Annotated in this window: 11 protein-coding genes; 3 read left to right on the top strand and 8 right to left on the bottom strand. The window is 64.4% G+C overall.

Annotated features, from left to right (window positions below):
* Positions 1–143: 143 nt before the first annotated feature.
* Complete coding sequence (locus LDN95_RS20060; RefSeq protein ID WP_226019326.1) at positions 144–596, top strand: acyltransferase; 453 nt, start codon at positions 144–146, stop codon at positions 594–596.
* Between the two features lie 193 nt (positions 597–789).
* Here the strand turns inward: LDN95_RS20060 and LDN95_RS20055 are convergent, their stop codons facing one another.
* The 3 genes from LDN95_RS20055 to LDN95_RS20045 all read right to left on the bottom strand — a co-directional run bounded on the left by LDN95_RS20055 (position 790) and on the right by LDN95_RS20045 (position 4055).
* Complete coding sequence (locus tag LDN95_RS20055; protein ID WP_226019325.1) at positions 790–1833, bottom strand: hypothetical protein; 1044 nt, start codon at positions 1831–1833, stop codon at positions 790–792.
* A 163-nt stretch (positions 1834–1996) separates the two neighbouring features.
* A complete protein-coding gene (locus LDN95_RS20050; RefSeq protein WP_226019324.1) occupies positions 1997–3682 on the bottom strand; it encodes a glycosyl hydrolase family 28-related protein in 1686 nt (561 codons plus the stop codon).
* A gap of 4 nt (positions 3683–3686) precedes the next feature.
* Complete coding sequence (locus tag LDN95_RS20045) at positions 3687–4055, bottom strand: hypothetical protein (RefSeq protein ID WP_226019323.1); 369 nt, start codon at positions 4053–4055, stop codon at positions 3687–3689.
* A 419-nt stretch (positions 4056–4474) separates the two neighbouring features.
* Between LDN95_RS20045 and LDN95_RS20040 the strand changes: the two genes are divergently transcribed.
* Both LDN95_RS20040 and LDN95_RS20035 read left to right on the top strand, forming a co-directional pair.
* Positions 4475–4687, top strand: coding sequence for a hypothetical protein (locus tag LDN95_RS20040; RefSeq protein WP_226019322.1), 213 nt, complete (start codon positions 4475–4477; stop codon positions 4685–4687).
* 7 nt (positions 4688–4694) lie between these two features.
* Positions 4695–5996, top strand: a complete 1302-nt coding sequence (locus tag LDN95_RS20035; protein ID WP_226019321.1) for a UDP-glucose/GDP-mannose dehydrogenase family protein — start codon at positions 4695–4697, stop codon at positions 5994–5996.
* Here LDN95_RS20035 and LDN95_RS20030 read toward each other — a convergent pair.
* The 5 genes from LDN95_RS20030 to kdpC all read right to left on the bottom strand — a co-directional run bounded on the left by LDN95_RS20030 (position 5975) and on the right by kdpC (position 13125).
* Positions 5975–7528, bottom strand: coding sequence for a hypothetical protein (locus tag LDN95_RS20030; protein WP_226019320.1), 1554 nt, complete (start codon positions 7526–7528; stop codon positions 5975–5977). The two genes, LDN95_RS20035 and LDN95_RS20030, sit on opposite strands and share 22 nt — an antisense overlap.
* A gap of 11 nt (positions 7529–7539) precedes the next feature.
* A complete protein-coding gene (locus LDN95_RS20025) occupies positions 7540–9066 on the bottom strand; it encodes a DUF4139 domain-containing protein (RefSeq protein ID WP_226019319.1) in 1527 nt (508 codons plus the stop codon).
* Positions 9067–9152: 86 nt separating this feature from the next.
* Positions 9153–9842 carry a response regulator transcription factor gene (locus LDN95_RS20020; RefSeq protein ID WP_226019318.1) on the bottom strand — a complete coding sequence of 230 codons (690 nt, stop codon included), beginning with the start codon at positions 9840–9842 and terminating at the stop codon, positions 9153–9155.
* The gene (locus tag LDN95_RS20015; RefSeq protein ID WP_226019317.1) at positions 9839–12517 is read right to left on the bottom strand and encodes a sensor histidine kinase KdpD; all 2679 of its coding nucleotides are present in this window, start codon (positions 12515–12517) and stop codon (positions 9839–9841) included. Before LDN95_RS20015 ends, LDN95_RS20020 begins: the two co-directional genes overlap by 4 nt.
* Positions 12514–13125 carry a potassium-transporting ATPase subunit KdpC gene (kdpC, locus tag LDN95_RS20010; protein ID WP_226019316.1) on the bottom strand — a complete coding sequence of 204 codons (612 nt, stop codon included), beginning with the start codon at positions 13123–13125 and terminating at the stop codon, positions 12514–12516. The genes LDN95_RS20015 and kdpC overlap by 4 nt, the downstream gene beginning before the upstream one ends.
* Between the last annotated feature and the right edge of the window lie 4 nt (positions 13126–13129).

Raw genomic sequence — 13129 nt, 5'->3', positions numbered from 1 at the left:
TGGGCCAGAAGAAGCTCGTTCTTCTCAGCTTCGCTCAGCACATGAAGCGGGGGTGGGGCCATCAGCAGGGTGAATCAAACTCCGAGTCACCGCGCAACCATTTTCTGCCAACCTCCTGAGCAGTTACGATTTACCTGTCGTATATGTTCACAGGAGCCGTTTTCCGTGTGGCTTTTCTAGATGGCAATCGAAAAGCGACGCGCGCGGCATACGGATTGGTTGCAGCTCAGATTGTTGCTGCATTCGTCAACTGTGGAATACTCTTCCGTGTCCCGTCTAACGGAAATGTCTATTTTTCCCCGGTCCCGCTTTTTGCCGCCTACCTGCTAGCTCTCGTATTATTTGTTTTTTGCGCGAAGTTCAAAATACCAAATATCAAGCGTCTGGAATACATGGGCACGATTAGTTATTCATTATATCTCAATCAGGCTACGGCGCTGGCTCTGCTGTATTACCTAATGCCACCCGTCGGAGCTTCCTTGCAAGGGCTGGTTTTTATTGGATGCGTGGTAACATTGGCCACTGCTGCATCCGCGCTCACATACCGCTTTATAGAGCGGCCTTTTATCAATTTAGGCCGCACGATCATACACTGAGCGGTGCAAAAAGTGACACCACAGTTGTAAATTTCAAGCACATGTTGCCATCTGTTGCACTTGACCCGCCCAGAATTAGGCAAGCTGAAGAGCCGTTAGCAGGGCAGGTCGGGCGAGAGACGGGGTGCCCCCTATGACTGTTCAAAATCGAGGGAGCATGTCAAACAGCTCTTCGAAGTGGACAAATATATCATCATGACTTTCCAAGAAAACGATCGGACCAGTACCTGTTTCGCTTGATGAATGTATCGCCATATTCTTGCGAAGGTTCGATCTCTGATCCTTCGTGCCATTCGTTGAAGCTGGTGATCAACACCCAGTTTGGATTTGTCTTGATCGCCGCGCGCCACAATGCGTCGAACGTACCGGTGCCATTACGCGCCACGACTGGACGCGGCTGCGGGCGGCCTGGCGCATTGGTGTCGTCAAATCCGGGAATGACCGTAGCGCAATAGATGCCACTGCCCGCTGCCGCCTTCCATTTGGGGTAATTCTTGTCAGTATAGGCTCCGATCTCAGTCGGTGACAGTCCGGTAACGTATGGCGCCATGACATAAGTGTGCAGCCCGTCGAAGGCCGGCGCGATCTCTGGAAAGGTTCCGTATCGGGGATTGAGATCGCCGATCAGCAAGGGACGTGGCAGCCCCGCCTGCATCACGGCATCCGCCGCTGCTCGCCACTGCATCGGTGGCAAGCGGCGCTTCCAGGAAACCTCATAAACAAACAATGCCGAACGACCGCCAACTTTGAACCACGCAGGATGATCGCCGTGGCGCCGAACAAGATACGTCATGGCTTCGGTCGCAGCGGCCTGGCTTGTCGTCTCGGTGCCCGGTTCAAAATAGACCGTCACCTTTATGCCCTGCGCGTGCATGGCATCCATCAACAGCGCGAGCGATTGGTCCGTGAAACTGCCGATACCCCACCAACTCACAATGATGACGGTTACCCCGGCATCCTTCAGCTGCTGGGCGTGGCGATGGATCACGTCCGGGTCATGGCTGTCATATGGTCCGGAGAGAGGATGATCGAAGATGGGTGTCGGGGAAGGCTGGCCATCCTGCGCTGGCCAGTGCAGCGGCGTACCACTTCCAGCAAGCGTCCCGTACCAGCCATAATAGAAAGCCATGACTTGGCGATCCCGCACCGCGGCCTGCGCAAACGCGGGAAGACCTGTTGCGATTGCACCTGCCACGACGGACATGGCACTAAGGGTACTGCGCCTGCTGATCTTCATGTTGGCTCCTTTACTGCGGCCTCATACGGCTCAGGCCCGCCGAACAGCCTTGCTGATCCGGCGGGCCCCCTTGCCCTCGTGGTTTACATGGATCTAGATTAACGCGACGCGAACCTTCGGGTCTGACGGTCTCTTTGCCGAGCGGCCAATGAAGTTGACGTTGTTACGCGGCCGTCCACACGCAAGTGTTGTAATTGGGGCCTTGCGGAACCGATACCCAACGCGTCAACGTCCCGCCATTGTTCAGGACCATCGAGCAGTTCGGCCATTTGTTGGGGTCCATGAAGTTCCCGATGGATGTATCCATCACCACACGCTGCGCGCCGGGGTTTACATGCAGACCCTGCATCGACCCGTTGATTGCGATCTGTCCGCCCGAAATAACGCCGCCTGCATCGACGGTGACCGCTTTCGTGATCGTGCCTACGGTGATCGGAACAGTCGAGGCGCGGACCGACAGTTCGACCGCCAAACTGTCCACGACGGTGAAGATAAGTCCCTGATCCAGACGGCCCAACGCAGCTTTCAGGCGGCACAAGTACGTTGCCGGGACACCAGCGCCCAACACATTCCGGTTATAGATCACAGCAGTTCCGTTCGACCCCAACGTTGCCGATCCGTTGGCTATGATATCCCAGTCCTCGCCAACGTGCCCCCCACCGATCTCGATCATCGGCGTGGTGAAGCGACACGATCCCATCGTGGCCGTGCTGACAGTCAGCGCCGATAGGTCGGTCTGGCGGTTTGCCAATTGATAAACCCCGGACCCATCCGTTCCCGGCCCGCTATTGATCGCCGAAATATAGGTTCCGGGCGGAACTTGAGCGTTGAACACGAACGTCCCCACGCTCAACGAACCGGTGCCCGTGCCATTGTTTTTGAGGAAGTTGCCACCAGGAGCGATAGTCAACACCCCCGAATTGATCGAGCAGAAGCCGAAATTGATCGCACCGCCTGGGATAACCGTCGGCGTGGCCGGAGGCCCGCGCTGGCTGTCAACAATCACCTGTACGCGATTGTTTGCCATTTGGTTCGCGTTGATGTTCAGGCAGTTGGATTGCAGGCCAACGCCTTCTGGGAAAATGATCTTGATATCGCGCAGGAAGTTGTAGTTGTTCGCGTCGTCGAACTGATATCCGCTCTGTGCCGCTGTCTTTGAAGAGCAGGTGAACATCATCGCAGGCCGTCCCGATGCCCAATCTCCGCACCATCGGACCTGACAGCCGTCAATCAGACTCTCGCGCAACTGAGTTGCAGCATTCACCGCGAGGTTCTTCGGAAGCCCGGACAAGCAAATCCCGATGCCGCGGATGAACTCCACATCGACGCCGCGGATTACGACAGCGTCGTTGTTATCGTAAAAGATGATGCCGTTCTGGATGTTGCTGGTGCTGCGGTCACCTGCGATGCGGAACCCTTCGAGACACACACCGGATTTACGTGCGCCGGTCGACGGCCATTTCACTCCCTGGATCGGATTGCCAGCAACGGTCGTTCCCGAGGTATCAACCACGGCTTCGGCGCCATACCAGCAATTGCTGAAGGACAAAACATCACCAGACAGCGCCGGGTCGACCACGATGGAACACACCGCTGGGCCATTCCCGATGATGGTGATCGGCGTTGTCAGCTTAACCCCGATCGGCGCGGTGATCCGATAGCGCCCTGACCCGAGATCGACCGTACCGTTGAACGCATCCGATGCCGCTTGAACAGCGGCCTGCAGAGCGGCCGTGTCGTTGGCCAAGCCGTCACCCACCGCACCGAACTGCCGGGGGGTGAAAACGAACGGGGTAACCCGGTTCATCACCGCTTGCGCCAATGTGCGCGCAAAAGTGTCGGTCGCCATAGGTTCAGCTCCCCGCCCGGATCATGAATGTCGCTCCGGTGCCGACCCGCGCCTTGACGAAGCAGTTGCCCGGCAGGCGATAGCGGCCGGGCGCACCGACCGCAGACAGCGGCATGCCGTTCTTGTCGAACGCATAGCAGTCGTTGAAATTGGTGCCGTCGAGGCTGTCCTGAAAGACGTAGGCCGTCGAAGGCGTGCCGATAAGCTGAATTTCGACATCGCCGAACAGGCGGCCGTCGTAGGGTGTCGATGGCGTCGCCCACGAAACCGGCAGCACCGCTGCCTGCGCGCCGATTTCGGCAAACGTGCCATCGCCCATGTCGCGCAACCGTTTCACGCGGTCACCGACGATCGGATACATGATATCGGGCATTCAAACCTCCAGGTTCAAGGGGCGGGCTTTGGGGTGGAAGAAGGGGGAGCGACCGGGGTGGCGACCGGGGTGGCGACCGGGGGTGGCCCATGTTGGTCGGCGCGGGCACTAGCAGCGACGACCGGCAGCCTGGGCCGGTCGACGAATCGGGGATCGGGGAGAGGGCTGTCCGAGGCGGATCTGCGGATGCGCCCCGCAAGCGTCTGAATATGGGACAGCGATTCGGCGTGGCTGATTATGTACCATATGGGTTATTAAATGTCAATCCCATAAGCCAAATCGTCCACTTGCGGACGTGAGCCGGAAAGGCTTGGGCCGGGCAATTCTTGATGGACGTAGCGCGGCCGACCATGCCCCCGCCCGCAACGCTCGCGGATTTCCGCGCAAGCCCGGCCCCCGGCGGGCTTCTTGCGCAATCGATGGCCCGCGTCATTTTTGCCGCAACGCAAAAAAAATTTATCGCAGCCAGCGGCGGCGTCTGGCCCTGCAGCATTGCTGTTGCGCCATCCTTCGTTGTCACACAAAACAGGCGGGTCTTGCCTAGTGCCGACTTCTCGATTACCGACCCGAATATTGGCGTCGTGGCGGTATCCGCATCGCAGTGCACAATGAAATTTGGTTCCAGGAGTTAGTTGATCCATGAAACTGGCGATGATTGGTTCGGGCTATGTCGGCCTTGTGTCGGGTGCGTGTTTTGCTGACTTCGGGCACGAAGTCGTTTGCGTGGACAAGGATCCCCGCAAGATCTCCATGCTGCTGGCTGGCGAAATTCCGATCTTCGAACCCGGCCTCGATGCGCTGGTGGCAAGGGGCATCGCCGCAGGCAACTTGTCGTTCAGCGGCGATCTGGCGGAATCGGTCAAGGATGCCGATGCGGTGTTCATCGCGGTCGGTACGCCTTCGCGCCGTGGCGATGGCCATGCCGACTTGTCCTACGTCTATGCCGCCGCGCGCGAAGTGGCCGAGGCGATCACCGGCTTTACCGTGATCGTCAACAAGTCGACCGTTCCTGTCGGCACGGGCGACGAAGTTGAGCGGATCATCCGCGATGCCAATCCGGATGCCGCGTTCGCCGTCGTCTCGAACCCCGAGTTCCTGCGCGAAGGCGCCGCGATCGACGACTTCAAGCGCCCCGACCGCGTGGTCATCGGCGGCAACGACCCGCAAGGTCTGGCGGTCATGCGCGAAGTCTATCGTCCGCTGGCGCTCGGCCGCTCGCCGGTCATCGAGATGAGCCGCCGTGGCGCCGAGCTGACCAAGTACGCCGGCAACGCCTTTCTCGCGACCAAGATCACGTTCATCAACGAAATCGCGGACTTGTGCGAAAAAGTCGGCGCCGACGTGCAGGAAGTCGCGCGCGGAATCGGCCTCGACAACCGCATCGGCGGCAAGTTCCTTCATGCCGGGCCGGGCTTTGGCGGATCGTGCTTCCCCAAGGACACGCTCGCCCTGCTCAAGACCGCGCAGGACAACGAAGCACCGCAGCGCATCGTCGAGGCGGTGGTCGCGGTCAACGACCAGCGCAAGCGCGCCATGGGCCGCAAGGTCATCCACGCGCTGGGCGGCGACGTGCGCGGCAAGACCGTCGCCGTGCTGGGTCTGACCTTCAAGCCCAACACCGACGACATGCGCGATTCGCCCGCGATCGCGGTGATCCAGACGCTGCAGGATGCCGGTGCCACGATCCGCGCCTTCGACCCCGAAGGCATGGAGCAGGCCGCCAAGGTGCTGACCGACGTCGAATATTGCAACGATGCCTATTCCACGATGCCCGATGCCGATGCGCTGGTGATCGTGACCGAATGGGACGCCTTCCGCGCGCTCGACCTCAAGCGGGTCAAGGATCTGCTCAAGCAGCCGGTACTGGTCGACTTGCGCAACATCTATCCGCGCGACATCGTCGAGGCGCAGGGCTTCGCCTATTCCGCCGTCGGGCGCTGAATCAGTCCGCGATCGTTTCGGGTGATCGTGTAATCAAGCCTGACCGTGCCATTGGCGGGCACGGTCAGCGACCATAGCGGCATGCCGTTCTTGCGCCCCAGCGGGGTGGAGGAACGGGCAACGGCTTCGTTCTGGTTCAACGCCAGCCGCCCTTCGAACCGCACCGGCACCGCGCGGGCATTGCTCAGCGTGGCACGAAAGGCGGTTTGCGCTCCGGGTTTGCCCTGCTGCTGGTGGCGCAAGGTCAGGCCGGGCGCGGTGCCCAGTTCGATGTCGATATCCTCGCCCTCGGCGCGGTCGGGCAATGCCCCCTCACCCACCGGCAGCAGCGCACCGTGATGTTCCTCCAGCGCGAGCACCGGCCCGGCAGGCAGCGGCAGGCCGAGGCCGTCCTCCTTGCGGTTGCGGGTGCGCAGCACGCGGGTGACCGGCGCGTAAGTCTGCCAGCGATAAAGGTCGGCCTTGGCCATGACCTGCACCTTCACCGCCGGTTTGCGCAGCAGCGCCACCTGCTTTTGCGCATTGGCCGCCACTGTCGTCGGCACCGGCACGCGATAGAGCTTGAGGTCGCCCAGATCCTCGCGCACGGCCATGACTGGTGCGGGCGGTGGAGGCGGAACGGCCATGGCTATCGGCACCGCGCGGGCGGTGACGATGATTTCCATGGATTCCAGCGGTGGCGGCGGGGCGACCGCTGGCGGCGGTACTTCCCGGTAAAAGCACTTCAGTTTCAGCTTTGCGGGTGAACCGGCAAGTTCATCCCAAGCATTGCCATCCCGGTTCGGCTTGCCTGCCACCACAGCGGTTTCAGCATCGGCAAAGCCGGTACTGTCGCTGCTGGCCAGCGTGACCCACGCGGTCAAGTCGGCATGGGTACCATCGCGGGCCATGCGCGCCACGTAATTGGCCTGCCAGTCGAAGCCCCAGGCCAGGTAGCTCAGCCGCACGCTCACACGCCGCGCCGCGCTGCTCTGCGTCTCGATCGACAGCGTGGGCCGCGCGGACAGGCCGGGGGGCACGCCCTGATAGACCAGGCTTTCCTTCAGCCCGCTGCAATTGACCGCCTGAAACCCCTCTCGCGTCTGCACGATCGCCGCGCCATCGGGGCCGCTGCGGATCACGGCGGGTTCCTCGGTCACCTTGCCGGTCCTGGGCTGCGAGCGCCGCAGGATCACCGGGCGGCCAAACCCGCGCGCGAACAGGCTGCGCGGTGACAGCAGATCGGCATCGAGGTTCTTTTCGCGCACGCCATCGGGCAGGCCCGTCACCAGCGCGCTTTCGGGCAGCATCCCCGCAGCCACGCCTTCGAAGCGCACCGTCGCGGTGCCCGCTGGCAAGTCCAGTTCGCGGGTTTCGGTGACGAGCGCGTAACCTTGCAGAAAATTGCGATCCATCTCCTCGGCAGGACCGCGATCGGGCGCGCCGTAGATCGACACCGCCACCGCTGCGGGCGCGGCGGAGGTCACCACCGCTTGCGCCGCCGCCGCAACCGGAGCGCCAAGCAGCAACAGCGAAACCAGCGCGCGCGCCACCGGGCGGCCGCTCAGTACCGGGTGTCGAACTGTACAGTCAGCACGGTCTCGCCATTGGCGGGCACCGGCACCTGCCAGACGCGCTCGTCAAGGCTGCGCTGCTTGCCCGGCAGACTTTCGCTGGGGACGCGGGAATCGTGCCACCAGCCATCGAGCCCGGCCTGAATGAGGTCGACCGTCACCGGCTGCGGCTTGGCGTTGCTGACCTTGTAAGTCATTGTCGTGCGCCAGAACTCGCGCTGGCGCTCGACCGTCACATCCTCGGTCTTGCCATTGGTGGTGATCCGCCAGCGCGCGGTGCGCTCCCATTCGGAGCTGCTGATCCGCTCGCGCTTTTCCACCGTCGGCTTGACCTTCACGTCGAAGGCATCGCCGGTCTTGAGCGCAAGGTCCGATCCCATCGGGGTGTGGCCGATCGCGTTTTCGCCGATGAACTGCGGCTGGCCGCGCGCGTCCTTCATGTACACGCGCACCGTTCCGGCGGGCAGCGCATCGCCAAGGCCCGCCTCGCGCGCGGTCGAGAACCTGAGCACGCTGGCCGCGCTTTGCGGATCGTCGCTGCCCTCGAACCCGGCATTGCGGAACTGATAGACTTTGGCCGCGCTGGCGCCGTGCACGTCGAGAAAGCCGACCTGCTTTTGCTGCGCATTGGCCAGCGTGGTGCGGCCCTTGATCGGGTAGAGGTAGAAATCGCCCAGCGTTTCGCGCGGCGCGCTCTGCGTTCCGGCGCGGACCATCGGCGAGGGTTGATAGTCGCTTTGACCATCGTCCGAGCCCTTGCCCACCGCGCCCGCGACCAGCAGCACACCGGCGCGCTCGAACGTGGTGCCGCTGGTGTTGTTGAGCGTGACCCAGCCCTGCACGTCGATCTTTCCCGCGCTCTCGTCGAACAGCGCGACGTAATCGGCCTTCCAGCTGAAGCCCTTGGACAGATAGCTCAGCGTGGCCGGACGGGTGCCGCCGCGCGTGCTGTCAAGCGTGACCGACAGCGTCGGCCGCGCGCGCAAGTTGGCGGGCAGGCTGGGGAACACCACCCGCGCGCCGCTGCCCTCCAGCACCTCGATCCGTTCGCCCACGCGCACGATGGTGCCGCCGTTGTTGGCCAGCACGGTCGCCTGTTCGCGCGTTTCGGCGCCGGTGGCGGGGTTGGTGTGGACCAGCGTGACCGTCTGCCCCACCGCCTTGTCCATCAGCTTGTCGGGGCTGAGCAGATCGTAATCGAAGTTTTGTTCGACGATCCCGGCATCGGCCACGTTCAGCGTCACCGTTTCGGGGCGGATATTGGCCGAGACGTCAGGAAATTCCTGCCGCACCAGCCCCTTGGTCAGGCCAAGCTGGCGCACGTCCTGCACCAGCGCCAGATCATTGTTGTAGATGGTGACCGACACGTCGCCCTGCGCGCTGGCCTGAGCGCTGGCCTGCCCGCTGGCCTGCCCGCTGGCCTGAGCGCCGCCCTGCCCGCCTGCTTGTTGGGCCGAGGCGATTCCCGCCGGTTGCACCAGCAGCGGCAGTGCAAGAATGGTGGCGATACGGCGCATGCGGTCCCCTTCCCGTTCGTCGCATTCGTCTTTGCGGTGCGACCACTTACGCCTTGTGTAGCGTCCTTGCGGGCCATGACCAGAGGCTAAACCGCCAGCCGGTAACCGACGCCCGGTTCGTTGCGGATGGCGCTGTCCTCGACCGTGCCGTCCTCCAGCTTCTTGCGGATGCCGCGCGCGGCCACGCGCAAGTATTCGACCGCGCTTTCGTGCCCCGGACCCCACACGCTGCGCAAGATCTGGGTGTGGCTGACCACGCGGCCGGGATGGCGCGCCAGTTCGGCAAGAAAGCCGTATTCCTTGGGGCTGAGGTGGACTTCGGCCCCGCCCCGGCGCACCAGCCGCGCTTCAAGATCGACCTCCACGTCGTTGAAGCGCACCACCAGCGGCCCGTCGGCCTGCGCGCGCGCGCGGTTGCGCAAGGCGGCGCGGACGCGGGCGAGCACTTCGTCGGTATCGAACGGCTTGGTCACGTAATCGTCCGCCCCCAGATCGAGCGCGGCGACCTTTTCCTCGGTGGCATCGCGCGCCGACACCACCAGCAGCGCGGCCCCGGTCGCCTTGATCTTCTGCACCAGTTCCATGCCGTCGCGGTCAGGCAGGCCAAGGTCGAGCAGCACGCAATCGGGCTTGTCGATATCGAGCGCGGTCAGCGCCTCACGCGCGCTGGACGCCTCGATCACGTCATAGCCGCCCGCACGCGCAAGGGTGCCGCGCAGCAATCGGCGGATCGCCATTTCATCGTCGACGACCAGCAACTTGACCGGAATGCTCATGCCAGTTCGGCCACCTTGTGCAGGGTTTCCCCGGGGAAACGGATCGTGAAACAGGCGCCCGGGCAGTCCTGCCGGTTGGCGGCGCGCACGGCAAGGCCCATCGCCTCGGCAAAGCCTTTGACGATGGCAAGGCCCAGCCCGGTGCCGCCCTTGCGGTCCGACCCTTCGAGCCGGGCGAACGTCTCGAACACCCGTGCTTCGGTGCCGGGCGGCAAACCCGGCCCTTCGTCCATCACCATCAGGTCGAGCCCGAACGTATCGCGCCGCGCGGTGACCGTGACCGGGGCGCCGGGATTGCCGTATTTGGCGGCGTTCTCGATCAGGTTGATCAGGCAGTGGTGGAACAGTTGCGGATCGACCCGCACCAGCGGCAGATCGGGCGCGACATCGAGCCGCACCGGGCGCCCATCGAGCGTGCGGCGCAGATCGTGGACCGCGCTGGCCACCGCTTCGGCCAGATCGACCGGCTCCACCCGCAAGGCGATGGCCCCGGCCTCGATCCGCACCATGTCGAGCAAGTTGGCGACAAAGCGTTGCAGCCGCTCGGCTTCGGCGCGGGCGAGCGTGATCACGCGGCCTTGCGCATCGTCGGCTGGAACCAGATCGCGCAGCAGCCCGAGCACGGCGGTAAGCGGCGTGCGCAAATCGTGGCTGACCGACGAGAGCAGCGCGGCGCGCAGCGAATCGCGCTCCTCCAGCCGCCGGACATTGGCCATGTCCTGTTCCAGATGGATGCGGTCGAGCGCCAGCCCCGCCTGATCGATCAGGCTGCCCAGCAGCGGCAACTGGTCGGCGCGCACCGGACGGTCGGCGTCGGGGCGGGCGATGCCGAACACCGCCAGCGCCCGTCCGCCGCCTTCGACCGGATGGAACAGCCACTCCGACGCGGTCAGCGTGTCCGACCCGCGCCCGGCCGGCTGGCGCCGGTCGAACGCCCATTGCGCCGCCGCGTGATCGAGCACTTCCAGCCGGTCCTCGGGCGGCCAGGCGGCGCGCACCGCCAGTCGGCCATCCTCGGGCATCAGCAGCACCGTGCGCGCATCGAGCAGCCGCGCAGCTTCGGCGCACAGCACGCGGCCCAGTTCGTCGGCGGCGCTGATCCCGGTGAGCATCCGGGCAAAGCCTGCCAACGCGCTGTTCTGCCGCGCGCTCTGCCGCGCCAGCAAGGCCTGTGCGCGCAGCCGCGCCGCAAGCTGACTGCTGACCCCGGCGACGCCCAGCAGCACCAGCACGGTGATGATGTTCTGCGGGTCGGCGATGGTGAACGTGCCGGTCGGCGGGATGAAGAAGAAGTTGTAGGCAAGGCTGCACACCAGCCCGGTCAGCACACCCGTCGCCAGCCCATAGCGCGTCGCTGCAAACATCACCGGCAGCAAGTACAGCAGGCCGACATTGGTGATGTTGTCGCGCAAGGTGAAGATCGCCTTGCCCAGCGCGGTCACCAGCGCGGCCATGCCCAGCGACGGCACCAGCCCGCTCGGCAAGCGCCACTGCGGCACGGCCAAGCGCAAGGGCAGCGCCGATGACGGCACGCTCTCGGCCAGCCCCGACGGCACCAGTTGCACCGCAAGGCCGGGCAGGCGCCGCGCCAGGGGATCGACATGCAGGCGGCGTTGCCAGGGGAACCGGCGCGGGCGGGCGCGGCCGATCACCAGCACCGTGGCCCGCGTATCGGCGGCGGCGGCGGCAAGGCCATCGACCACCCCGGCGGCGGGCAGCGTGATCACCTGCGCGCCAAGCTGCACCGCCAGATGCATCGCGGCGGCAAGCTGGTTGGCGGCATCGAGCGGACGCTCGCCCGGCGTTTCGACATGCACGCACGTCCACGGCGTGCGCAGCGCGTCGGCCAGCCGCTTGCCCGCGCGAACGACTTCTGCGGCTCCGGCATTGGCGCCCACGGCCACCAGAATACGCTCTGCGGCGGCCCATGTCCCGGCGAGCGCGTGGGCCTTGAGCAGATCGAGCATCTGCGCATCGACCGCTTGCGCGGCGCGGCGCAGCGCCAGTTCGCGCAAGGCCGACAAGTTCGATTTCGAGAAGAAGTGACCCAGCGCGCGCGCCGCTTCGTGCGGGACATAGACTTTGCCCGCCTTCAGCCGCTCGATCAGTTCGTCGGGCGGCAGGTCGACGATCTCGATCTCGGCGCGGTCGAGCACGCGATCGGGCAGCGTTTCGCGCACCCGCACCCGGGTGAACGAGGCGACGACATCGTTCAGGCTTTCAAGGTGCTGGATATTGACCGTCGAGCACACGTCGATGCCCGCCGCCAGCAGTTCCTCGACATCCTGCCAGCGCTTGTCGTGGCGACTGCCCGGCGCGTTGGTGTGCGCCAGTTCATCGACCAGCACGAGCTGCGGGCGGCGCTTCAGGATGGCGTCGATGTCCATCTCCTCCAGCACTTGCCCGCGATGGTCGATCCGCGCGCGCGGCACGATCTCGAACCCGCGCACCCGCGCCTCGGTCTCGGCCCGGCCGTGGGTTTCGACCACGCCGATGACCACATCGCTGCCGTTGTCGCGCAATTGCGCGGCATCGCTGAGCATCTCGTACGTCTTGCCCACGCCCGGAGCCGCCCCAAGGTAAACCTTGAGGCGGCCGGCATGTTCGCGGGCACCGCCGCTCTGGCGCAGCGTGCGCAGCAGGGCGTCGGGATCGGGGCGGTCGTCGCTGGTCACTGCGATGATGATGCACCCTTTGCGGTCGCCGCGTCGAGCGCAAGATTGAGCGCCAGCACATTGACGCGCGGTTCACCAAGGAACCCGGCCAGCGGCTTTTCCACCTGCGCGTCCACCAGCAGCCGCACCCGCGCTGGGTCGATCCCGCGCGCCTGAGCGACGCGGTCGATCTGGAACAAGGCCGCCTCGGGGCTGATATGGGGGTCCAGCCCCGAGGCGGAAGCGGTCACCAGATCAGACGGGACGGAACCCGGTGACGAACTTCTGGGTGACGTTTTGGCGGCGCCAAGATCCTTGACGATGCGGTCGTGCAGAACCTGGCTGGCGGGGCCGAGGTTCGAGCCGGACGAGGCGGTCGGGTCATAGCCATTGGCCCCGGCGGCTGAGGGGCGACCGTGGAAATAGCGGTCGCTGGCAAAGCCTTGTCCCAACAGCGCCGAGCCGACGACATGGCCATCGCGTTCGATCAGGCTGCCGTTGGCGGCCTGCGGAAAGGCGGCTTGCGCAACCCCGGTGATCAGCGCCGGATAGAGGCCGCACAGGACGACGGCGAACAGTCCGGTCATGGCCAGCGAAGGGCGCAGGGCGGAGGCGAAATCCTTGATCATGGCA

Source organism: Novosphingobium sp. FKTRR1 (genome assembly GCF_020404405.1).
Lineage (GTDB): Bacteria > Pseudomonadota > Alphaproteobacteria > Sphingomonadales > Sphingomonadaceae > Novosphingobium.
The sequence above is the reverse complement of the archived record's forward strand: the minus strand, read 5'-3'. Positions and strand labels throughout refer to the sequence as shown.

Coding starts and splice junctions, on each gene's coding strand:
- LDN95_RS20060 (WP_226019326.1), top strand. CDS start 144: ATGTTCACAGGAGCCGTTTTCCGTGTGGCTTTTCTAGATGGCAATCGA.
- LDN95_RS20055 (WP_226019325.1), bottom strand. CDS start 1,833: ATGAAGATCAGCAGGCGCAGTACCCTTAGTGCCATGTCCGTCGTGGCA.
- LDN95_RS20050 (WP_226019324.1), bottom strand. CDS start 3,682: ATGGCGACCGACACTTTTGCGCGCACATTGGCGCAAGCGGTGATGAAC.
- LDN95_RS20045 (WP_226019323.1), bottom strand. CDS start 4,055: ATGCCCGATATCATGTATCCGATCGTCGGTGACCGCGTGAAACGGTTG.
- LDN95_RS20040 (WP_226019322.1), top strand. CDS start 4,475: ATGGCCCGCGTCATTTTTGCCGCAACGCAAAAAAAATTTATCGCAGCC.
- LDN95_RS20035 (WP_226019321.1), top strand. CDS start 4,695: ATGAAACTGGCGATGATTGGTTCGGGCTATGTCGGCCTTGTGTCGGGT.
- LDN95_RS20025 (WP_226019319.1), bottom strand. CDS start 9,066: ATGCGCCGTATCGCCACCATTCTTGCACTGCCGCTGCTGGTGCAACCG.
- LDN95_RS20020 (WP_226019318.1), bottom strand. CDS start 9,842: ATGAGCATTCCGGTCAAGTTGCTGGTCGTCGACGATGAAATGGCGATC.
- kdpC (WP_226019316.1), bottom strand. CDS start 13,125: ATGATCAAGGATTTCGCCTCCGCCCTGCGCCCTTCGCTGGCCATGACC.